Here is a 21,694-nt window from a genome sequence, read left to right as displayed (position 1 = left end):
ATATTCATGACTGGCAAGGTAAAACAGGTAGAGTATGGAATGACTAAAACAGCGAAGATTATCACCTGGACCGGGGGGATCTTCTTGTTGTTGATTGTGGTGGCTATTGTTGTAATCGCGACATTTGACTGGAACCGCCTCAAACCGACCATCAACCAGAAAGTCTCGACTGAATTAAACCGTCCTTTCGCCATTCGCGGCGATCTTGGCGTGGTGTGGGAGCGACAGCAGGGTGAAACCGGCTGGCGCAGCTGGATCCCCTGGCCGCACGTGCATGCCAACGATGTTATCCTCGGCAATCCACCCGATATTCCTGAGATCACCATGGTGCATCTGCCGCGCGTAGAAGCCACCCTCGCACCGCTCGCCTTGCTGACCAAAACCGTCTATCTGCCGTGGATCAAACTCCAGCAGCCGGACGCGCGCCTGATCCGGGTGTCGGAAAAAAGCAATAACTGGACCTTTGATCTCCCCAGCAGCGACGACAAAGAGGCCGCCGCGCAGCCTTCGGCGTGGTCGTTCCGGCTCGACAATATTATTTTCGATCGAGGCCGGGTCGCCATTGATGATGCGATCAGCAAAACCGAGATGGAGATCTTCGTCGATCCGCTGGGCAAACCGCTGCCCTTCAGCGAAGTCTCTGGGGCGAAGGGCAAAGATGAGAAAGGGAAGGTGGGCGATTACGTCTTTGGCCTGAAGGCACAGGGGCGTTACAACCAGCAGCCCCTGAGCGGCAGCGGCAAAATCGGCGGCGTGCTGGCGCTGCGCAGCGAAGGTACGCCGTTCCCGGTGCAGGCTGATTTCCGTTCCGGTAACACCCGGGTGGCGTTTGTAGGTACGGTGAACGATCCAATGAAGATGGGCGGCGTCGATCTGCGGCTTAAATTCTCCGGGGATTCGCTGGGTGAGCTGTACGATCTGACCGGCGTGCTGCTTCCGGATACCCCGCCGTTCGAAACTGACGGCCATCTGGTGGCGAAAATCGACAGTGAGAAATCCTCGGTCTTTGATTACCGCGACTTCAATGGCCGCATCGGCGACAGCGATGTGCATGGCTCGTTGACCTACACCACCGGCAAACCCCGGCCGAAACTTGAGGGCGACGTGGAGTCACGCCAGCTGCGGCTGGCCGACTTAGGGCCATTAATTGGCGTGGATTCCGGCAAAGGCACCAAAACCAAAGAGGTGCGCAAGGACGTTCAGCCCTCGGGCAAAGTGCTGCCTAACGACCGCTTCGAAACCGATAAATGGGATGTGATGGATGCGGACGTGCGCTTTAAAGGGCGTCGCATTGAGCATGGCAGCAGCTTACCGCTCAGCGACCTCTCCACCCACATCATTCTGAAAAAGGCCGACCTGCAGCTTAAGCCGCTGAAATTCGGCATGGCCGGGGGCACCATCACCTCGAACATTCGGCTGGAAGGGGATAAAAAGCCGATGCAGGGTCGGGCCGACATTCAGGCGCGGCGGCTGAAACTCAAGGAGCTGATGCCCGATGTCGAACTGATGCAGAAAACGCTCGGGGAGATGAACGGTGACGCGACAATTCGCGGGACGGGCAATTCGGTTGCGGCGCTGCTGGGCAACGGTAACGGCAACCTGAAGCTGCTGATGAACGACGGGCTTGTGAGCCGCAACCTGATGGAGATCCTCGGCCTTAACGTGGGTAACTTCCTGATAGGGCAGATCTTTGGTGATGACGAGGTGCGGGTCAATTGCGCGGCGGCCAACATCGATCTGGTCAATGGCGTCGCCCGTCCGCAAATCTTTGCCTTTGATACCGAAAATGCGGTGATCAATATCACCGGTAGCGCCAGCATGGCCTCGGAACAGCTGGATCTGACCATTAACCCGGAAAGCAAAGGGATCCGCATCGTGACGCTGCGCTCGCCGCTGTACGTTCGTGGTTCATTCAAGAACCCACAGGCGGGTGTGAAGGCAGGACCACTGATTGCGCGCGGTGCGGTTGCGGCAGCGCTCGCTACGTTGGTGACGCCAGCGGCGGCCCTGTTGGCGCTGATCTCCCCGTCCGAGGGGCAGGCCAATCAGTGTCAGGTGATTCTGGCGCAGATGAAGAAATAGGAAGGGGATAAACGCCCGGCAGCGCGTTGGCTGCCGGGCGTTTTAATTTACAATGACTGATGACGGGTTTCGTGGGTCAGCAACAGCGCAATCAGCGTCAGCGTCGCCATGGCCGCCAGGTAGAACCCGACATAGGCCAGACCGTAGTTAGTCTGCAGCCAGGCCGCAATGTACGGCGCAACAGAAGCACCCAGGATAGAAGAGACGTTGTAGGAGAACGATGCTCCGGTATAACGCACCTCGGTCGGGAACAGCTCAGGCAGCAGCGCGCCCATCGGGCCAAACGTCAGCCCCATCAGACTCAGACCAATCAGCAGATACGCCATTACCATCGCCGGATTACCGGAACCCAGCAGCGGTGGGAAGACGAACAGCGCAAACAGAATGATCAGCGAAGTGATGACGATCATGCTGGAGCGGCGGCCAAAACGGTCGGCCAGCAGCCCGGCAATCGGCACCATCACACCGAACCCGATCACCGCCATCATCAGCATCCACAGAACTTCATTTCGCGGCAGGCCCAGGCCAACCGGTGCTGGCGCAGTGCTGAACGTCATGGAGTAGACGGTCATGATGTAGAACAACGTGTAGGTCGCCAGCATGATGAAGGTGCCCAGCACGGTCATGCGAAGGTGTTTGGTCAGCAGCGTGCCGAGCGGGATTTTTACCTGCTTTTTCGCCGCGGCTACTTTGGCGAAGACCGGCGATTCATGCAGCGAAACGCGAACGTACAGGCCGATCAGCACCAGCACCGCCGAGAAGATAAACGGAATACGCCAGCCCCAGGTCATGAACTGCTCGTCAGTCAACAGCCAGGAGAGCAGCAGGAAGGTGCCGTTGGCAAAGAAGAAGCCAATCGGTGCGCCCAGCTGCGGGAAGGAGCCATACAGCGCACGCTTGCGCGGCGGGGCGTTTTCGGTGGCCAGCAGCGCCGCACCACCCCATTCACCGCCCAGCCCCAGACCCTGACCAAAACGCGCCAGCGCCAGCAGCAGCGGAGCCAGAATACCGATGGTTTCATAGGTTGGCAGCAGACCGATGGCAACAGTCGAGATCCCCATCGTCAGCAGGGAAGCAACCAGCGTCACTTTGCGGCCCACGCGATCGCCAAAGTGGCCGAAAACGGCAGAGCCAATAGGACGGGCGATAAAGGCGATGGCGAAAGTCGCCAGCGACTGCAGCGTCGCCGCCGTCGGGTCGCCCTGCGGGAAGAAAATATGCGGGAACACGATAACCGCAGCGGTGGCGTAAATATAGAAGTCGAAGAACTCGATGGCGGTGCCAATCAGCGATGCAACGACGACTTTATTGCGCGAATTTACCGGGACGTCTTCCTGCTGTGAATTGAGTGTTGTGGCGGTTGCTTGCATAAACTTTTCTTATATTTGGCGAACGAAAGGCCATATTACGCACAGCAAAAGCGACATTTCAATCTGTAACAAACGCAGCGGAAGGCGAAAAAAAGCGCAAAAAGCGAATAATTTTCAGACCAGGAAAATCACATCTATGAAATGCTTCACAGAAATTAAAACTTAGTGAATAAAACTGGTTTTCGGTTAAATAAAAGTTAAGGGCTGGATTTATATGCTGAAATGATGAATCGGGCTGAAATTTTGCATTTCACTCCAGCCCGAAGAGCAGGTTTAGCGGTGGGTTTTTCCCGGCATCCGACGGTCATCCGGGTACTGGGCGGTGGCGATCCACGCCGCACAGAACAGCGTCAGCCGCGCGAAGAAATAGAAGAAGGCCAACAGCCCCAGCACTGAACCGAAAGCCGCGCCGGATGGGGAGGTCACCAGCGAAGGCAGGGTATAGGTCATCACGATTTTGATAATCTCAAAACCAATAGCGGCGATGAATGTGCCACGGATTAATGCCTTACGGCGCGGGCGATGGCGAGGCAGGCGCCAGAAAATCCAGAAAAACAGCAGGTAGTTGGCCAGAATCGAGATACTCAGCCCCACCAGAGACCAGACCGGCTTCAGCCACTCGATGGTATCGAGGTACAGGGCAGAGATGATCATCTGCTGAGCCGAGCCTGCCGCAGAGGTAATGGAGAGGGTGATGATCAGCGCCACCAGCAGACCAATCAGCGAGATAAAATCGCGCAGATATTTGGTCCAGATTTTCTCCTCATCCTGCGCCGTGCGCTCCCAGACGTCGCGTGACTGGGCGCGGATCGCCTCGCGCAGGTTGCCCATCCAGTTAATGCCGGAGTAGAGCGCCACCAGCAGCCCGACGATACCCACCGTGGTGCGCTGCTGGACGGCAGTGCTGATGGTACTTTTCAGGGTGGTGGCCAGCGTCGGGTCGCTGACGTTTTGCAGTATTTTATTGAAGATGTCCTGCAGCAGCGTCGGGTGCGAGACCAGAATAAAACCCGCTGCGGCAAAGGAGAGCATCAGGATTGGGATCATCGATAAAAACGAGAAGTAGGTGATCGCGGCACCAAACTGATTGCCCAGCCTATCGTTAAAACGCTCGGTGGCGCGCAGCAGGTGGGCAATTATCGGCCGCTGCTGAATCAGCTGGACGACGTCCTTCGCCTTGTCCAGCAGGCTGCCCGTTTTACGCACGTGGGTAATGTTGGCCCCGGTATCCGCCTCCTTCTGCAGCGGTTGAGTGTCCAGTTTCTTAATTGGCTCGTAGTCCAGTTCCTGAGTCGGACGTTGCTGGTTGTTTTCCGGCGTCACGCGCATTTTCCTTGTTGATAAGCGGGAGGTCTTTGAAATTATAGCCTGCCTCAGTCCACGTAGGTTTTCATGATCTCCGTAAGCCACGCCATAAACAGATGCACCCGGCGGGAGAGGTTGCGACGATGGGGATAAATCAGCGACACCGGCATCGGCCTGGCGCGGTATTGCGGCAGGATTTCCTGCAGCTTTTTGGCGCGCAGAGAATCGCGCACACCCACGCGTGGCACCTGAATAATCCCCAGTCCGGCAATGGCCGAGGCGTGGTAAGTTTCGGTGCTATTCACCGTCAGGATGCCGCCGGTTTTGACCCAGTGGCTGGTCTCGCCGTCGTAATACTCAAAGCCCTGTGGGCGGGTACCGAGGTGGGTGGTGTAATGCACCACCGCATGGGAGGCCAAATCATCCAGCCCGTCGGGATAGCCAAAACGCGTCAGATAATCGGGGCTGGCGCAGTTAATCACCGACAGCTTACCGAGCGGACGGGCGATCAAACCGGAATCTTTCAGCGTGCCGACGCGCACCACGCAGTCAAACCCTTCGCGGATCACATCCACCAGACGATCGCTGCTGCTCAGCTCCAGCTCAATGCCGGGGTACTGCTGTAAAAACTGTGGCAGTCGCGGGATGACCAAATGTCGCGCAACGCCGGCTGGCATATCCACCCGCAGCCGACCGCTGACGCTCGCAGGGTCGTGCAAAAAAAGACCATCCAGTTCATCGAGGTTAGCGAGCAGATCTTTGGCCCGCTCGTAGTAGACCATTCCGTCCTGCGTCAGGCTGACGCGGCGCGTCGTCCGATGCAGCAACTGCGCGCCCAGCCCGTTTTCCAGGGCCTGAATCTGGCGCGATACGCTACCTTTAGGAAGGCCCATCGAGTCCGCCGCGCGGGAAAAACTCTCCAGTTCCGCGACGCGTATAAACAGCTGCATTGCGTTAATTTTATCCATAGGGTGTGCTCATTGTTGTTGTCAGTGAAACAGTGAAGTGCGATTTAGCATATTTATCGATTTTCTATCACCTAATAAGCTCTTTCTCAATCATCACAACAGCCGAAATGAGGTTTCTTATGACTGAACGTATCGCATTAGTGACAGGCGGCAGCCGCGGGCTCGGTAAAAACGCGGCGCTGAAGCTTGCCGCGAAGGGCGTCGGTATCATCCTGACCTGGAATCGTAGCCACCAGGAGGCTCTGGATGTCGTGCGTGAAATTGAACAAAAAGGGGTAAAGGCAGCGGCAATACAGCTGAATGTCGGCGATGTTGCAGGCTTTGACGATTTTGTAGCCCAGACGGGTGAGAAACTCCGCACCCTGTGGCAACGTGACACCTTCGATTATTTATTGAACAACGCTGGCGTAGGTTTATACACCCCCTTTGCCGAGACCACCGAAGCGCAGTTCGACGAGATGCTGAACATCCACTTTAAAGGCCCGTTCTTCCTGACCCAGCGCCTGTTACCGCTGATCAACAACGGCGGGCGGATCCTGAATGTCTCCTCCGGGTTAGCACGCTTTGCCCAGCCGGGATCCAGCACCTATGCGTCGATGAAAGGGGCGATGGAAGTGCTCACGCGCTACCAGGCGAAAGAGCTGGGGGCACGCGGAATAACCGCCAATATTATTGCCCCTGGCGCCATTGAGACGGATTTTGGCGGCGGGCGGGTGCGCGATAACGCGGAGATTAACCAGCACATTGCCGCCCAGACCGCGCTGGGACGCGTCGGATTGCCGGACGATATTGGCGATGCGATCGCGGCGCTGTTAAGCGACGAGCTGGGGTGGATGAATGCCCAGCGGATCGAAGTGTCCGGGGGAATGTTCCTGTAAAAACGTACCGGGGAGGGATCCCCGCGGTACGCTATTGCGCTGGGGAGTACTCTTTTTTCAGCAGGCCAAACAGCCAGTCATTATGCCATTGGCCTGCCAGCCAGTAGCTTTCGCGCAGTTCCCCTTCCAGAATAAATCCCGCTTTTTCCAGCAGCCGTCGCGAAGCCACATTCCCCGCCGTGACCGTGGCGGTTAAGCGGCGGATACCGCCCTGTGTGAAAGCGTAATCACATACCGCACGCAGGGATTCCAGACCGTAACCTTTTCCCTGCGCCTGCGGGGCGAATAAAAATCCCACTTCGGCGCAATCAGCTTCTCGATGAATATACCCCGTCACCCCGAGTGGCGTCTGGAGAGCGCTGTCGCGCACCACCAGGCACAGCCAGTGGGCGCTGCCCGGCGTCCAGTCGGCCAGCCGGGGCGTGAAGGCCTCGCGAATAGCCTCCTCCGGGCGAGCTTCTGCCACATAGCGCATCACCTCAGGGTGCTGCTGCAGGGCCAGGAAAAAGGGCCAGTCGGCTGCCTGCAGCGGAGAGCAGGTTAAGCGCGGGGTGTGCAAAACAGGCATGCAATCCTCCGGAAGCTTTTGTAAATGATATTAACATTGTCACTGTAATAGTACCTGTTCTCAGGTATGTTTAACCCAATATAACTTAAAGAAAAAGCGGTTATCAGACCGCCTCTTAATACGCTGGCGCAGTATTTAAAGGAAAATGATGATCCTCAGCCAATCGCACCAGATTCGAGAACAGTTTGAACGCTGTCTGGGCATAATCCGTCAGGCCTCAGTAGAGATATTGCTCCTGTTAAAAGTGCACGTTACCGAAGGCAAAGATCCCCGCTGGTTCCTCGAACAGCTCGATACTGCCCGGCTGGGTCTGGGGGGATGGGCAGCGGTAGCGAAGCGCCTCAACCTGAATGACGCGCAACTATCCCAGTTCACCCTGCAGCTCCGGCTACTGCAGCAGCGGGTGCCGCAGTATGAGAGTGGGCAGGAGGTGAGTGATAACCAACTGATCGCCGCTACGCGCTTTGTGACTTCCCTTGAGCATCTGCGCTTGCAGCAGCCGCTGCTGACCTATAGCACGGAACTGAGTGACAGCGACCAGGCCCAGCAGCAGCAGGCACAAAAGCAGGTGCGGGCGCTGGAAATGATGATCAAAGGGCTCATTATTCAGGCATGGCCTGACCCGGTACGGCTTAACAATCACCTGAAAACGCTATTCAGTGCCGATAAGGTGCGCCGATGGCTGCGGCAGGGCGAACGCAACGACGTGCTCAGTGGGATGCTGTTCAGCGAGCTGGCCCTGATGCTGGTGGATAAAAAAGAGTTCTCCCGCTCGTATGCCCCGCTGTTTAACGATCCGTCGATGCTGACGCTGCTGGTGGAGCCGCGCAAAACGCTGCAGACCTTCCTTGATGACCTCCGGGTGATCCGCAACAAGATTATCGCCCAGCAACCCCTGAGCTCGGCGCAAACCCTGCTGCTGGAGAATTACTATCAGCAGATTGCAGGCCCCGTTCAGCGCGCGTTTGAAGAGGGCCGCACACGGGTCAATCCGGCAGAACTGCTGGCCGAAGGGGCCAGTGAGGTCCACGCCTTCTGGGAGACGGCGCGGAAAAAACGCAAAGCCAGCGGGGACGATATTTTTGAGGTCCGCGACACTATCGATAAACCACGGCGTCGTCCCGATCGCACGCCCGAGCAGCGCGATCATCTGATTTTCGTCGGACTGTGGGGTGCCGTGGGGGTGATGGTGATAGCAATGCTGGTCGGCGGCGTGTGGCTGGTCAGCGAAGGCAGTGAACCCGCTCAGGCGGCAACGGCCGCGACGCCGGTGTCGACGGTGGCAGAAGAGATACGTGACGCCCCGACATCCCGTGGCACGCTGGACCAGATGGGCATCACCTGGGATGAGAATAACTTCCGCTCGGCAATCGATCGCAACGACACCCGGGTGACGCTGCTGTTTCTGAAAGCGGGGATGGACTGGAAGCTCTCCTGGACTGAGCACTCGCTCGCAGTGGGCAATGCCGCCGTGCTGGATGTGCTGATGCGCTATCGGCTGCAAATGACCGAAGAGAAGCCCTGCCGTCAGTTTATTACCACCCTGAGCCACGCCATGTCCGCAGGCGAAGCGCTCACCCCTCTGCGTAAAGAATATTTACGGGCGTTCTGTACCGTACCGGCGGTGGTGGAGCGTCAACGCCGCGAGATGGATCAGGCGACGCGGCGGGCGAAGGCTCAACCGAATACCAGCGCGCAAAAATGGCAGACGATCCAGACCACGATTTATGACGTGATCCGCTGACTCAGGCGGATTGCCGTTTCACCAGATGGAAGCCGATATCAATGATGGCGTCTTCACGCGGGATATGTTCGATCCGGTCGGCCAGCAGCATCGCGGCGCGTTGACCGATTGCCCGCCTGTCGACGCTGACGGTGGTGATCGCCGGGCGATTGCTGGCGGCAAAATCCAGATCACCAAAGCCGATCACCGCGATATCCTGCGGGACAGTTAATCCGCGGCTTTCTGCTTCCATGATCGCCCCCTGCGCCAGGGTATCGGAGCTACACACAATCACATCAAATTCGCCGTCGGCTAACAGCCGGGTCAGCCCTTCGCGCCCCAGCGCCAGCGACGCGGGTAGAGGCACATCAATCTGGGGTAACTGGTTGATGCCCTGACGTTTAAACGTCTCGCTCAGCCCGTGCTTGCGCTGATCGGCGCGCCGATCCGGAGTCCACAGCAGTCCGGGACGACGATACCCCTCCTGCAACAGGTACTCCGCCGTGGCCTGGCCGACTTTTTCATGTGAGAAACCCACCAGCATGTCGAGCGGCGTTGGGGTCAGATCCCAGATTTCGACAACCGGAATGGCAGCGTTGAAAATGATTTTTTTCATCTCAGCGGAGTGATGAATACCGGTGAGTACCACACCATCCGGGCGGCGTGACAACAGGGTTGCCACCAGATCGGCTTCGGTCTGTTCGCTGTAGCCCGTCACGCTCAGCAAAATATGGTAGCCGCGAAGCGCCAGCTCATCGCTCAGCGCCTGAATGGTATCGACAAACATGTTGTTGTTGATTTGCGGAACTACCACGGCGATAAGCTTGCTGCGCCGGGACGCCAGCCCACCCGCCAGCGCGTTGGGAATATACCCGGTTGCGCGCACGGCCTGCATCACCTTCTCCACCGTTTTCGGGCGCACAACCTGCGGGTTATTCAGCGCCCGGCTGACCGTCATCGGCGACAGTCCGGCATGGCGGGCGACATCTTCCAGCGTAGGGGCGTTTGACGGTTTCGGACTCTTCACAGTGGTTAGCCTGGTGATGATAGCGGGATGCGTTAACGCATTATTCATGATGCTCCTGACCATTGCTAGCAGACACGCGCGTTACCAGCGCAAAATCAGTCGCTTAACAAAAGGGAGTAACACCAAATGTTAGCGCAATCATATTGCATTGTGCAAATTCCCATATTCTTTTGGATTGCGATGCAGCTTCCAGATATTCGCGACTTTATTGTGGGTATTGTGATCGGTTGTTCAAATTAAAGACACCCTGCTGGTGCTCAAAAGATAATGGGCATAGAAATGTTAGCGCAAACATTTTTTATGACCAGGAGAGCGTAATGTCTTTAAGTGCAAATTCCGAAACCGTGTCCTACGCCAAAGCGGGCCAGGCAAAAACGGCGGCCGAAACCGGCGACCGTATTGAATGGGTCAAACTGTCATTAGCCTTTCTTCCGCTGGCGGTGCCGGTCAGCGATGCCAAGGTGCTGACCGGCCGCCAGAAGCCGTTAACCGAAGTGGCGATCATTGTCGCTGAAATTCGCAGCCGCGACGGTTTTGAAGGGGTGGGGTTCAGCTACTCAAAACGCGCGGGCGGGCAGGGGATCTACGCCCATGCCAAAGAGATTGCTGACAATCTGCTGGGCGAAGATCCGAACGACATCGAAAAGATTTACACCAAGCTGCTGTGGGCGGGTGCCTCTGTTGGGCGCAGCGGGATGGCGGTGCAGGCGATTTCGCCAATTGATATTGCGCTGTGGGACATGAAAGCCAAACGTGCGGGTCTGCCGCTGGCCAAACTGCTTGGCGCACACCGCGACTCGGTGCAGTGCTACAACACGTCCGGTGGCTTCCTGCATACCCCACTGGATCAGGTGCTGAAAAACGTGGTTATCTCCCGCGAGAACGGGATTGGTGGCATCAAGCTGAAAGTCGGCCAGCCCAACTGTGCCGAAGATATTCGCCGCTTAACTGCCGTTCGCGAAGCGCTGGGCGACGATTTCCCGCTGATGGTGGATGCTAACCAGCAGTGGGACCGTGAGACCGCCATCCGCATGGGACGCAAAATGGAGCAATTCAATCTGGTGTGGATTGAAGAGCCGCTGGATGCCTACGACGTGGAAGGCCACGCACAGTTGGCCGCCGCGCTGGATACCCCGATTGCAACGGGTGAAATGCTGACCAGCTTCCGCGAGCATGAGCAGCTGATCCTCGGCAATGCCAGCGACTACGTGCAGCCGGATGCCCCGCGCGTGGGCGGTATCTCCCCGTTCCTGAAAATCATGGATCTGGCCGCCAAACACGGACGCAAGCTGGCCCCGCACTTCGCGATGGAAGTACATCTGCACTTATCTGCCGCTTATCCCCTGGAGCCGTGGCTGGAGCATTTCGAGTGGCTGAACCCGTTATTCAACGAGCAACTCGAGCTGCGCGACGGACGGATGTGGATCTCCGATCGTCACGGGCTGGGCTTTACCCTCAGCGAGCAGGCGCGTCGCTGGACCCAATTAAGCTGTGAATTTGGTAAACGCCCGTAATCCGCCTGGCGGGGTAATCTCCCGCAGTTATTCCCTGACTATTCTCTCAACCCTAAATACTGGAGTGGGTGATGAACACAATAATAAAACGGACCAAAGTACGCTATAGCATATTAACTTTCTTATTTCTGGCCACTGTCTTTAATTATGCCGACCGCGCAACATTATCGGTGGTTGCGCCCTTCATGAGTAAAGAGTTAGGTTTTGATCCCGAAGCGATGGGGCTGGCATTTTCCTCCTTTGGCATCGCCTATGTGATTATGCAGCTGCCCGGCGGGTGGCTACTCGATCGCTACGGTTCTCGGCTGGTCTACGGCTGTGCGCTCATTGGCTGGTCGCTGGTGACGATGTTCCAGGGCACAATTTATCTGTATGCCAGCCCGCTGATGGTGCTGGTTATTTTACGCCTGCTGATGGGGGCCATTGAGGCACCCGCTTTCCCGGCAAATAGCCGATTAAGCGTGCAGTGGTTCCCCAATAATGAACGCGGATTTGTGACCTCGGTTTATCAGGCCGCACAGTATATCTCGCTGGGGATTATTACGCCGCTGATGACCCTGATTCTGCATAATTTAAGCTGGCATTATGTCTTTTATTATATTGGTGCTATCGGCGTCTTTCTCGGGATTACATGGTTAATAAAAGTTAAAGATCCGTTGCACCACCCGAAAGTAAACCAACAGGAAATTGACTATATCCGCGAGGGCGGAGGTGAACCTACGCTTGGCAGCGCAAAAACTGCTCAGAAGCTGACCCTGGCGCAGATGAAAAGCGTCTGCCTGAACCGGATGATGATTGGCGTCTATATCGGCCAGTTCTGCGTCACGTCGATCACCTGGTTCTTCCTGACCTGGTTTCCTACCTATCTGTATCAGGCCAAAGGGATGTCGATTCTGAAAGTGGGTTTTATCGCCAGTATTCCGGCAATTGCGGGCTTTATTGGCGGCCTGGCCGGAGGGGTGTTCTCCGACTGGCTGCTGAAGCGTGGCTACAGCCTGACCACGGCGCGTAAGCTGCCGGTGATCTGCGGCATGTTGCTCTCCTGCGTGATTGTGCTCGCTAACTACACTTCGTCGGAGTTTGTGGTAATTGCTGCGATGAGCCTGGCGTTCTTCGCCAAAGGGTTCGGCAACCTGGGCTGGTGCATTCTCAGCGACACCTCGCCAAAAGAGGTGTTAGGGATGGCGGGTGGGGTGTTCAACATGTGCGGCAATCTGGCGAGTATCGTCACGCCACTGGCGATCGGGGTCATTCTTGCTAACACGCAGTCGTTCGATTACGCCATTTTGTACGTCGGCTCAATGGGGCTGATTGGCCTGTTCTCATACCTGTTTATCGTTGGGCCATTGGATCGCATCACGCTGACGCCATCGATAGCCTGATACCCCTGAGGCGAGCCATTCGCCTGCGCTGCTCCGGACTTGCACTCCCACGAGCAGCGTTTTTTTTATCGCGTAACCGGGGAGCTACGGCTCCCCGTACAGGCCTATCAGACGGCGCACCACGCCGTTGGTCCAGCCAAAACCATCCTGCAGGGGATACTCACCCCCGCCCCCTTCACGCGGCAGGCTGCTGGCGATGTGGTACTTCTCAATCAGCTTGTGGTGGGCCTTGTAGAAATGGTTAACCGTCTGCAGCCAGCTGTGGGCAATTTCATCCCCCAGCGAGTCGTTGCCGTACATTTTGAATCCCTGGATCGCCATCCACTGCAGCGGTGCCCAGCCGTTGGGTTTATCCCACTGCTCACCCGTCTCATGCTCGGTGGCAAGAATACCGCCCGGGGTAAGAAGACGCGCTTTCACCGCGTCGGATAACCGATCAGCCTGTTCATGAGTAGACATGCCAACGTACAACGGCACGATACTGGCGGCGGAAAACAGCGCCAGCTCCTCGCGTCGCCAGTCGTAATCCCGGTAGCAGCCCATCTCGTCATCCCACAGATAATGGTCTACTGCTGCGCGACGGTCGCTGGCTTTCTGGCGGAACAGCGCTTCGGTCTCCTTATCACCATTACGTCCGGAAATATTGGCGATGGTATTTTCCAGTTTGAACAGAAATGCGTTCAAATCGATGGGGATAAACTGGGTGGTGCGAATGCTGGCCAGCCGACCAGTATCCCGCAGCCAGCGGGAGGAGTAGTCCCAGCCCGAGGCGGCCCCGGCACGCAGATCCCGATACACCTCGTTCGGTGGACGACCGGAGTGGCGAGCGGTTTCCACGTCCTCAATCCAGGACTCATCCCGCGGGGTATCGCGGTCATCCCAGTAGCGGTTGAGATGCGCCCCGTTCGGCATTCGTACCACGTGGCGGTAGGCCTGGTTAAGCACCAGTGAATCGGCCCCGTCCATCCAGAAGGCATATTCCATTTTCAGATGGTCCAGATAACGCCGCGCCCCGCGCACGCCGTCCTCTTCGAACAGCTCCACCATCAGGGCAAACACCGGCGGCTGGGAGCGGCTCAGGTAGTAGGTACGGTTGCCGTTGGGGATATGCCCGTAGCGTTCAATCATCCACGCGAAGTTATCTGCCATGCATTTCAGCATGTCGTGTCGACCGCTCTCGGCCAGCCCCAGCATGGTGAAATAGGAATCCCAGTAATAGGTCTCGCTGAAGCGTCCGCCGGGCACAATATAGGCCTGCGGCAGCGCCAGCAGGGACGACCACGGAATATGATCCTGCGGCTCGCGTGTCAGCACCGGCCACAAGTTGTCGATATGTTCTTTGAGCGAGAATGAAGGATCGGACATATACTCGCTCGACAGAACTTCCGGTAGCCAGAAGTGCTTGTCGACAAACTGGCGCAGGTCAAAGTCCCGGTGGCGTCGTACCTTGCGGTAGCGGATGAGAATATCCAGCGGATCCATTTTAGGCGAGCAGTCGGGAAAGGTTTTGCTGTCGGCAAACAGACGCGTCGACTGAACATGCTCGAAAAGCTCAAGGTAGCGATCGGCAGGCGTCAACGCGTCAGAAGCAGGCAGCCCTTCAATCATTTCAGGCTCTGGCTCCGCTTCGAGCATTTCATCCAGTTTTAACTCGCAGGGATCGATTTCGTAGAGAAGTTCTTGTTCTATGTCGAACTCTACGGTCTCTACAGTGCGTATTTTCTGGTTGAACATGATGGTCAGGACCTCCGGTAAGCGTTGTCACATGTCTGGTTATATCCGGGTGCTTACTAAGCTTAGTCATTCGCTTCGGTGTCTGGAAAGGAAAGTGTGCTGTCGATCACATTTTACAAAAAGGTTAACGCGGGGTTGCTGGCCACATGTTGATGTTTTTACGACGATAAACATGTAAACCAGCAGGACGTGGCGTGGGTAAATTTCGGATCATTCGCTTTGCAACAGAGTGTTAATCAGGCGATGGCTTCCTCATCTTCTTCGTTCATGCGCATGTCATGTGCCTGGGCGAAAATCCTCCCGGAGGAAAGTTGTGCGCGAAAACCGCGTCCTTCAGGCTGAATGATGAACTGTAGGGAATCTGATAAGGGTACGGGCTGATTTTTACTGTCTTCGCCAATGATCGCATTTGCTGCGAAGGGCATAACGGCATCAGCAAACGCGGATTCCATCTCATCACGCGTTTTATACTCCTCATCTTCAATATTGAGTGCGCTGTGAATAATAGCGCAGTCAAGCATGGTGCCCTGTAGCCAGTAGCATGATGAGGAATAGGCTGCACACCAGGTCAGCTTGCTGCCTTCAATGAACACTTCAATTTTTTCAGTATTGTATCCTGCAAAACACGAGCCCAGCATCAGACCTTTGATATTGAATTTCTTGGATTTTTCATTTATGGCGTACAGGATCTCTTCGAGCGAGACGTCGCCAATCCGGGTCTTACTGCCATGCGCCGCAATATAGACAATGGTGTTGTCGAATCGCTGCCGACATAAACACTCCAGCGCAATCTCAAAGCTCTTTTTATTGTAGAAATTCAAGGAATAGACCTCTGTATCGCCATGCATTTTGGCGATCCCCTGCACGAATGGCAGCACTGACGAGCGGTTGGCATCGTAATCATCGAGTTTCCACGGTGATTCAAATACCAGAATAGCGTTCTTACTTTTGCTTATCGGCATGAAATATTCCCTTAAGGTAAATTATATTTTGACGGGATTGCTATTGCTGTGAATATGCACTTTTGTTTTATCGTTTAACTCTGCAAATAAGTGTCCAAAATCGACCTTGTTTCGCCACGCTGACAATCGTAATTAAGGGATTCCACTTAATGTCATCGATTCAGATGACACTTCAAAAAACAGGAATCCTCATGAACCTTAACGCGAAGCGTCAGGGCGCTATGCCTTTGTCTTTTCAACAGAGTTGCGAGCAGAAATCCACTATAACAGAACTGAAGGGGTTACTGGAAAGCCGCCATTTTGCGCGGTTGCATATTTGTGAAGGCGGTAATACGGCGATAGTTTATCGTTCGAATTTGAAACAATGTTTGTTCAGGAATGTGCAGTTTAAAAGTTTATTAATTAATCGTTGTTATATTGATGGCGTTTGTTTTGATAATTGCGATATGAAGAATGTCTTTTTTTCACATAGCGTTATTACGCAACCGATCCGATTACGTCATTGCCAGCTGGCAGGGATGCGTCTGCTAAATATGCATCTGAAGATGTTTATATTCGAGGAGTGTACCGGTGTCGGGCAGATAATCATTGCCTGACACCGGTCGTCATGCGTAATTAACGCATTGTCACAAACTCTTCTGCCGCAGTAGGGTGGATCGCCACGGTATTATCAAAGTCTTTCTTGGTTGCACCCATTTTCAGCGCCACCGCAAAGCCCTGCAGGATCTCATCCATACCAAAGCCAATGCCGTGAATACCGACGATCTTCTCGTCCGGGCCGACACACACTAATTTCATGCGGCACGGCTGGCGGTGAGTGGTCACAGCGGTATACATGGCGGTGAAAGAGGATTTGTACACTTTCACCTGGTCGTCGCCATACTGCTCGCGCGCCTGCGGCTCGGTTAAGCCGACGGTGCCGATTGGCGGGTGGCTGAAGACCACGGTCGGGATAAGGTTGTAGTCCAGATGCTCATCCGGCTTGTTGTTAAACAAGCGCTCAGAGAGGCGACGGCCTGCGGCAACGGCCACCGGAGTCAACTCGACTGCACCGGTGTTATCACCGACGGCGTAAATCCCCGGCACGCTGGTGTTCTGGAATTTATCGACCGTGATATAGCCTTTCTCGTTGGTCTTCACACCGGTCGCGGCCAGGTTGAAGTTGTCGTTCGCCGGTTCGCGGCCAATGGCCCAGATCAGGCAATCGACGGTCTGGCTACGGCCATCTTCCAGCTCCAGGGTCAGGCTGCCGTCGGCATTTTTAACCACCGCTTTTGGCACGGCTTGGGTGTGCAGATGCGGGCCTTCGGCGTTCATCACTTCTACCAGCGTCTCAACGATCAGCGGATCGAAGCTGCGCAGCGGGGCATGTTTACGCACAAACAGATGCGCTTCGGCACCGAGACCGTTAATCACGCCTGCCAGCTCAACGGCAATATAGCCCGCGCCAACGACAGCAACGCGTTTTGGCAGGGCAGGCAGTTCAAAGAAACCGTCGGAGTCGATACCGTATTCCGCGCCCGGAATACCCGGGTGGCTCGGACGGCCGCCGGTAGCGATCAGGATGTGATCGGCGGTGATCGTCTCGCCGTTCACTTCAATGGTCTTCGCATCAACGAAACGGGCAAAACCACGGATCACATCGACGTTGTTCTTACCCAGCACGTTGTCGTACGAGGTATGGATGCGGTCAATGTAAGCGGTGCGGCTGGCGATTAACTTATCCCAGTCAAAGTGGTTGATGGTGGTGTCAAAGCCGTAATCCGGGCCATACATATGGATAGCCTCGCGGATCTGCGCCGCATGCCACATCACCTTTTTCGGTACACAACCGACGTTCACGCAGGTGCCGCCCAGCGCTTTGGCTTCAATCAGCGCGCATTTCTGGCCATACATGGCCGCACGGTTAATCGAGGCGATACCGCCGCTGCCGCCGCCGATAGCGATGTAGTCATAATGCTTTGTCATGGTCTTGTCCTTAATCGTTAATTGCCGCGATTGTATACCGGAAATCAATAGCTTCCACCGATTGCTGCGATTACTCTGGCACGATCCAACTGACGGTGGCATGGCCGATGCCCGTCGGAACCAGCTTCTTGTGCAGCCACGGCAGGACGTTGTTCATCTGCGCTTCGAGCTTCCACGGCGGGTTAACCACGATCATGCCGGAGGCGGTCATGCCGCGCTGGTCGCTGTCCGGACGCACGGCCAGTTCAATCTGCATAATTTTGCGGATGCCGGTCGCTTCCAGGTCTTTGATCATGCGTTTGATTTGCGAACGCAGTACTACCGGATACCACAGTGCATAGGTACCGGTGGCAAAACGTTTGTAGCCTTCATGAATACCGGCGACCACCGCCTGATAATCCGACTTCATTTCATACGGCGGATCGATCAGCACCAGGCCACGACGGGATACCGGCGGTAATTTTGCCTTCAGCTGCTGATAGCCGTCGGATTTTTCCACGCGCGCGCGGCTGTCTTTCTGGAATTCAGAGCGCAGCAGCGGGAAATCGCTCGAGTGCAGCTCGGTCAGCTGAATGCTGTCCTGCTCGCGCAGCAGCTGGCGGGCAATCAGCGGCGAGCCCGGGTAGTAGCGCAGCTGTTCGCCGCGGTTGAAATGGTTGATCACGCTGATGTACGGCTCAAGCTCTGCCGGCAGGTCATCCTGCTGCCAGATACGGCCGATACCTTCGAGGTATTCGCCGGTCCGCTCAGCGTGCTCGCCGCTCAGCTGATAGCGACCTGCGCCGGCATGGGTGTCCAGATAGAGAAACGGTTTATCTTTCTCTTTAAGCGCTTCGATAATCAAGCTCTGAACGGTGTGTTTAAGGACGTCGGCGTGGTTGCCCGCGTGAAAGCTGTGGCGATAACTGAGCATGGGTAGATGAATTCCACTGAGTAAACGATTTTCCACAGTTTACCGCAGAACGGCACAGATTACCCGCAGGCCCGGTAAGCGCCGCGCTACCGGGTATTATTCAGCCGCGTGTGGCATTGAAATTCACTACACTTAACCCCATTCTAGACACAATATGCTCGCGCAGGATGCGCCCTTCATTCACTTATTTAACAGGACAGTGCTTATGACCAATCCATTACTGACGCCTTTTTCGTTGCCGCCGTTTTCCTCCATTCAGCCTGAACATGTCGTGCCAGCCGTCACCAAAGCACTGGACGATTGCCGCTCTGCGGTTGAGAGCGTAGTGGCGCAGGGCGCGCCCTATAGCTGGGAAAATCTGTGTCAGCCGCTGGCGGAAGTCGATGATGTGCTCGGGCGCATCTTCTCCCCGGTAAGCCACCTGAACTCGGTGCAAAACAGCCCGGAACTGCGAGAAGCTTACGAGCAAACCCTGCCGCTGCTGTCGGAGTACAGCACCTGGGTTGGGCAGCACGAAGGGCTGTACCAGGCGTATCGCGATCTGCGCGACGGCGATCATTATGCGACGTTGAATACCGCGCAGAAAAAATCGGTCGATAACGCGCTGCGTGATTTTGAACTGTCGGGCATTGGCCTGGCGAAAGACAAACAGCAGCGCTACGGTGAGATTGCCACGCGTCTGTCTGAACTGGGTAATCAGTACAGCAACAACGTGCTGGATGCCACCATGGGCTGGACCAAACTGGTCACCGACGAGGCCGAACTGGCCGGAATGCCGGAAAGCGCCCTGGCGGCGGCAAAAGCGCAGGCAGAAGCCAAAGAGCAGGAAGGTTACCTGCTGACGCTGGATATCCCGAGCTATCTGCCGGTAATGACCTACTGTGACAACCAGGCTCTGCGCGAAGAGATGTACCGCGCCTACAGCACCCGCGCCTCCGATCAGGGGCCGAATGCCGGTAAATGGGATAACAGTCCGGTGATGGCCGAAATCCTCGCCCTGCGTCACGAGCTGGCGCAGCTGTTAGGCTTTGACAGCTACGCGGATAAATCCCTTGCCACCAAAATGGCCGAGAACCCACAGCAGGTGCTGGATTTCTTAACCGATCTGGCAAAACGCGCCCGTCCACAGGGCGAGAAAGAGCTGGCCCAGCTGCGTGCCTTTGCGAAAGCCGAGTGTGGCGTGGATGACCTGCAGCCGTGGGACATTGCGTACTACAGCGAAAAACAGAAGCAGCATCTCTACAGCATCAGCGACGAGCAGCTGCGCCCGTATTTCCCGGAAAACAAAGCCGTTAACGGCCTGTTTGAAGTGGTCAAACGCATCTATGGCATCACCGCCAAAGAGCGTCACGACGTCGACGTGTGGCACCCGGAGGTGCGTTTCTTCGAGCTGTATGACGAGAAAAACGAACTGCGCGGCAGCTTCTATCTCGATCTGTACGCCCGAGAAAACAAACGTGGCGGCGCCTGGATGGACGACTGTGTCGGCCAGATGCGTAAAGCCGACGGTTCGCTGCAAAAGCCTGTCGCCTACCTGACCTGTAACTTTAACCGTCCGGTGAGCGGCAAACCTGCGCTGTTTACCCACGACGAAGTGATCACCCTGTTCCACGAATTCGGCCACGGTCTGCACCATATGCTGACCCGTATCGAAGCGGCGGGCGTGGCGGGCATCAGCGGCGTACCGTGGGATGCGGTCGAACTGCCAAGCCAGTTTATGGAAAACTGGTGTTGGGAGCCGGACGCGCTGGCGTTTATCTCCGGCCATTATGAAACCGGCGAACCGCTGCCAAAATCGCTGCTGGATAAAATGCTGGAAGCAAAAAACTACCAGGCGGCGATGTTTATTCTGCGCCAGCTGGAGTTCGGCCTGTTTGATTTCCGTCTGCACGCGGAGTTCAGCCCGGAGCAGGGCGCGAAGATCCTCGAAACCCTGGCCGAAATTAAAAAGCAGGTGGCGCTTATTCCTGGACCGACCTGGGGCCGCTTCCCGCACGCGTTCAGCCATATCTTTGCTGGCGGTTACGCGGCGGGTTACTACAGCTACCTGTGGGCCGACGTGCTGGCGGCAGACGCTTATTCTCGCTTCGAAGAAGAGGGGATTTTCAACCGCGCTACCGGCCAGTCGTTCCTCGACAACATCCTGACGCGCGGCGGTTCCGAAGAGCCGATGGAGCTGTTTAAACGCTTCCGTGGCCGTGAACCGCAGCTGGATGCGATGCTGGAACATTACGGAATCAAGGGCTGATCGTTGTTGTGAAAATCTGCTTAGTAGATGAAACAGGCGCCGGAGACGGCGCCTTATCTGTTCTTGCTGCCCGCTGGGGACTGGAGCATGACGCCGATAACCTGATGGCGTTGGTGATGACCCCGACGCATCTGGAGCTGCGCAAGTGCGACGAGCCCAAACTCGGCGGCATTTATGTTGATTTTGTCGGTGGGGCGATGGCGCACCGACGCAAGTTCGGCGGCGGTCGCGGTGAAGCGGTCGCGAAGGCAGTTGGCGTGAAGGGGAGCTATCTACCCGACGTGGTCGACGCAACGGCAGGGTTAGGGCGCGATGCGTTTGTGCTGGCCTCTGTCGGCTGTCGGGTGCGGATGCTGGAGCGCAACCCGGTGGTCGCGGCTTTACTGGATGACGGTCTCGCCCGCGGCTATGCCGACCCGGAAATTGGCAGCTGGTTGCAGGAGCGGTTGCAGCTGATCCACGCCTCCAGCCTGACGGCGTTAACGGATATCACCCCGCGCCCGCAGGTGGTCTATCTTGACCCGATGTTCCCGCATAAGCAGAAAAGCGCGCTGGTGAAAAAAGAGATGCGGGTGTTTCAGTCGCTGGTGGGCCCGGATCTGGATGCTGACGGATTACTGGAGCCTGCACGACAGCTGGCAACAAAGCGTGTTGTGGTTAAACGTCCGGATTACGCCCCGCCGCTGGCGGAGGTTGCAACGACTAATGCGGTGGTCACCAAAGGCCACCGGTTTGATATTTATTCCGGCACCCCGGAAGAGGGAGCGGCCTGATCCCCTCAGCCTAACCCTCTCCCACAGGTTGAGGGATCCCCACAATAAAATTGGCACGGTCGGCCCCCTCTCCATTCAGGGAGAGGGTTGGGGTGAGGGGGAGCATGCGGCTCCGGTGGTGGTTCCGTTCACTTTAAGTTTTGTGCTTCTCTGTCAGTCGCGTCACCCGTGAACGTGCCAGGGCGGCTCAATCGCCACCGCCCTGGCTACCCGGGCTCCCGGCAAGAAAATCGTCGCTACGCGATACCCTCAGCTTATTCCTTCCGGCTTCGGGTCGGG

17 protein-coding genes are annotated in these 21,694 nt (G+C 56.3%); 8 read left to right on the top strand and 9 right to left on the bottom strand.

Going from position 1 to position 21,694, the window contains the following annotated elements:
* The first annotated feature begins 39 nt into the window (after positions 1-39).
* Complete coding sequence (locus ACRDD5_RS21300; RefSeq protein WP_438677920.1) at positions 40-2,082, top strand: AsmA family protein; 2,043 nt, start codon at positions 40-42, stop codon at positions 2,080-2,082.
* Positions 2,083-2,129: 47 nt separating this feature from the next.
* Here ACRDD5_RS21300 and ACRDD5_RS21295 read toward each other — a convergent pair whose 3' ends face one another.
* From ACRDD5_RS21295 to ACRDD5_RS21285, 3 genes are all read right to left on the bottom strand, one after another.
* A complete protein-coding gene (locus tag ACRDD5_RS21295) occupies positions 2,130-3,452 on the bottom strand; it encodes an MFS transporter (protein WP_271282674.1) in 1,323 nt (440 codons plus the stop codon).
* A 273-nt stretch (positions 3,453-3,725) separates the two neighbouring features.
* Entirely contained in the window at positions 3,726-4,781 is a 1,056-nt protein-coding gene (yhjD, locus tag ACRDD5_RS21290) for an inner membrane protein YhjD (protein WP_272501399.1), read from the bottom strand.
* A 44-nt stretch (positions 4,782-4,825) separates the two neighbouring features.
* Positions 4,826-5,725 (bottom strand): LysR family transcriptional regulator, encoded by a 900-nt coding sequence (locus tag ACRDD5_RS21285; RefSeq protein ID WP_438677919.1) that lies wholly within the window; start codon positions 5,723-5,725, stop codon positions 4,826-4,828.
* Positions 5,726-5,844: 119 nt separating this feature from the next.
* Here ACRDD5_RS21285 and ACRDD5_RS21280 point away from each other — a divergent pair, with 119 nt between their 5' ends.
* The gene (locus ACRDD5_RS21280) at positions 5,845-6,603 is read left to right on the top strand and encodes an SDR family NAD(P)-dependent oxidoreductase (RefSeq protein ID WP_438677918.1); all 759 of its coding nucleotides are present in this window, start codon (positions 5,845-5,847) and stop codon (positions 6,601-6,603) included.
* A 31-nt stretch (positions 6,604-6,634) separates the two neighbouring features.
* On the opposite strand, the gene ACRDD5_RS21275 is transcribed toward ACRDD5_RS21280, so the two are convergent.
* Positions 6,635-7,171: a GNAT family N-acetyltransferase gene (locus ACRDD5_RS21275; protein ID WP_438677917.1), complete on the bottom strand. Its 537-nt coding sequence runs from the start codon at positions 7,169-7,171 to the stop codon at positions 6,635-6,637.
* Between the two features lie 148 nt (positions 7,172-7,319).
* Here ACRDD5_RS21275 and ACRDD5_RS21270 point away from each other — a divergent pair, with 148 nt between their 5' ends.
* Complete coding sequence (locus ACRDD5_RS21270) at positions 7,320-8,915, top strand: STY4199 family HEPN domain-containing protein (protein ID WP_438677916.1); 1,596 nt, start codon at positions 7,320-7,322, stop codon at positions 8,913-8,915.
* A 1-nt stretch (position 8,916) separates the two neighbouring features.
* On the opposite strand, the gene ACRDD5_RS21265 is transcribed toward ACRDD5_RS21270, so the two are convergent.
* Positions 8,917-9,972, bottom strand: coding sequence for a LacI family DNA-binding transcriptional regulator (locus tag ACRDD5_RS21265; protein ID WP_438677925.1), 1,056 nt, complete (start codon positions 9,970-9,972; stop codon positions 8,917-8,919).
* A 266-nt stretch (positions 9,973-10,238) separates the two neighbouring features.
* On the opposite strand from ACRDD5_RS21265, the gene ACRDD5_RS21260 reads away from it, so the two are divergent.
* Both ACRDD5_RS21260 and ACRDD5_RS21255 read left to right on the top strand, forming a co-directional pair.
* Positions 10,239-11,435: an L-talarate/galactarate dehydratase gene (locus tag ACRDD5_RS21260; protein WP_271282667.1), complete on the top strand. Its 1,197-nt coding sequence runs from the start codon at positions 10,239-10,241 to the stop codon at positions 11,433-11,435.
* A 71-nt stretch (positions 11,436-11,506) separates the two neighbouring features.
* Positions 11,507-12,817, top strand: a complete 1,311-nt coding sequence (locus ACRDD5_RS21255; RefSeq protein ID WP_271282666.1) for an MFS transporter — start codon at positions 11,507-11,509, stop codon at positions 12,815-12,817.
* 84 nt (positions 12,818-12,901) lie between these two features.
* Here ACRDD5_RS21255 and ACRDD5_RS21250 read toward each other — a convergent pair whose 3' ends face one another.
* Positions 12,902-14,551: an alpha,alpha-trehalase gene (locus ACRDD5_RS21250; RefSeq protein ID WP_438677915.1), complete on the bottom strand. Its 1,650-nt coding sequence runs from the start codon at positions 14,549-14,551 to the stop codon at positions 12,902-12,904.
* A 236-nt stretch (positions 14,552-14,787) separates the two neighbouring features.
* A complete protein-coding gene (locus ACRDD5_RS21245; protein WP_438677914.1) occupies positions 14,788-15,513 on the bottom strand; it encodes a hypothetical protein in 726 nt (241 codons plus the stop codon).
* Positions 15,514-15,704: 191 nt separating this feature from the next.
* On the opposite strand from ACRDD5_RS21245, the gene ACRDD5_RS21240 reads away from it, so the two are divergent.
* Positions 15,705-16,109: a hypothetical protein gene (locus ACRDD5_RS21240; protein WP_438677913.1), complete on the top strand. Its 405-nt coding sequence runs from the start codon at positions 15,705-15,707 to the stop codon at positions 16,107-16,109.
* Between the two features lie 19 nt (positions 16,110-16,128).
* On the opposite strand, the gene gorA is transcribed toward ACRDD5_RS21240, so the two are convergent.
* Positions 16,129-17,481: a glutathione-disulfide reductase gene (gorA, locus tag ACRDD5_RS21235; protein ID WP_271282662.1), complete on the bottom strand. Its 1,353-nt coding sequence runs from the start codon at positions 17,479-17,481 to the stop codon at positions 16,129-16,131.
* Positions 17,482-17,551: 70 nt separating this feature from the next.
* On the bottom strand, positions 17,552-18,394 hold the full coding sequence (locus ACRDD5_RS21230; RefSeq protein WP_271282661.1) for a 23S rRNA (adenine(2030)-N(6))-methyltransferase RlmJ: 843 nt from the start codon (positions 18,392-18,394) through the stop codon (positions 17,552-17,554).
* Between the two features lie 205 nt (positions 18,395-18,599).
* Between ACRDD5_RS21230 and prlC the strand changes: the two genes are divergently transcribed.
* Both prlC and rsmJ read left to right on the top strand, forming a co-directional pair.
* On the top strand, positions 18,600-20,642 hold the full coding sequence (gene prlC / locus ACRDD5_RS21225; protein ID WP_438677912.1) for an oligopeptidase A: 2,043 nt from the start codon (positions 18,600-18,602) through the stop codon (positions 20,640-20,642).
* 8 nt (positions 20,643-20,650) lie between these two features.
* On the top strand, positions 20,651-21,415 hold the full coding sequence (rsmJ, locus tag ACRDD5_RS21220) for a 16S rRNA (guanine(1516)-N(2))-methyltransferase RsmJ (RefSeq protein WP_438677911.1): 765 nt from the start codon (positions 20,651-20,653) through the stop codon (positions 21,413-21,415).
* Positions 21,416-21,694: the final 279 nt, after the last annotated feature.

The organism is Silvania sp., from assembly GCF_051656365.1.
In the GTDB taxonomy this organism is placed as follows: Bacteria; Pseudomonadota; Gammaproteobacteria; order Enterobacterales; family Enterobacteriaceae; genus Enterobacter; species Enterobacter hatchlandensis.
This window is presented reverse-complemented; position numbering and strand designations above follow the sequence as displayed.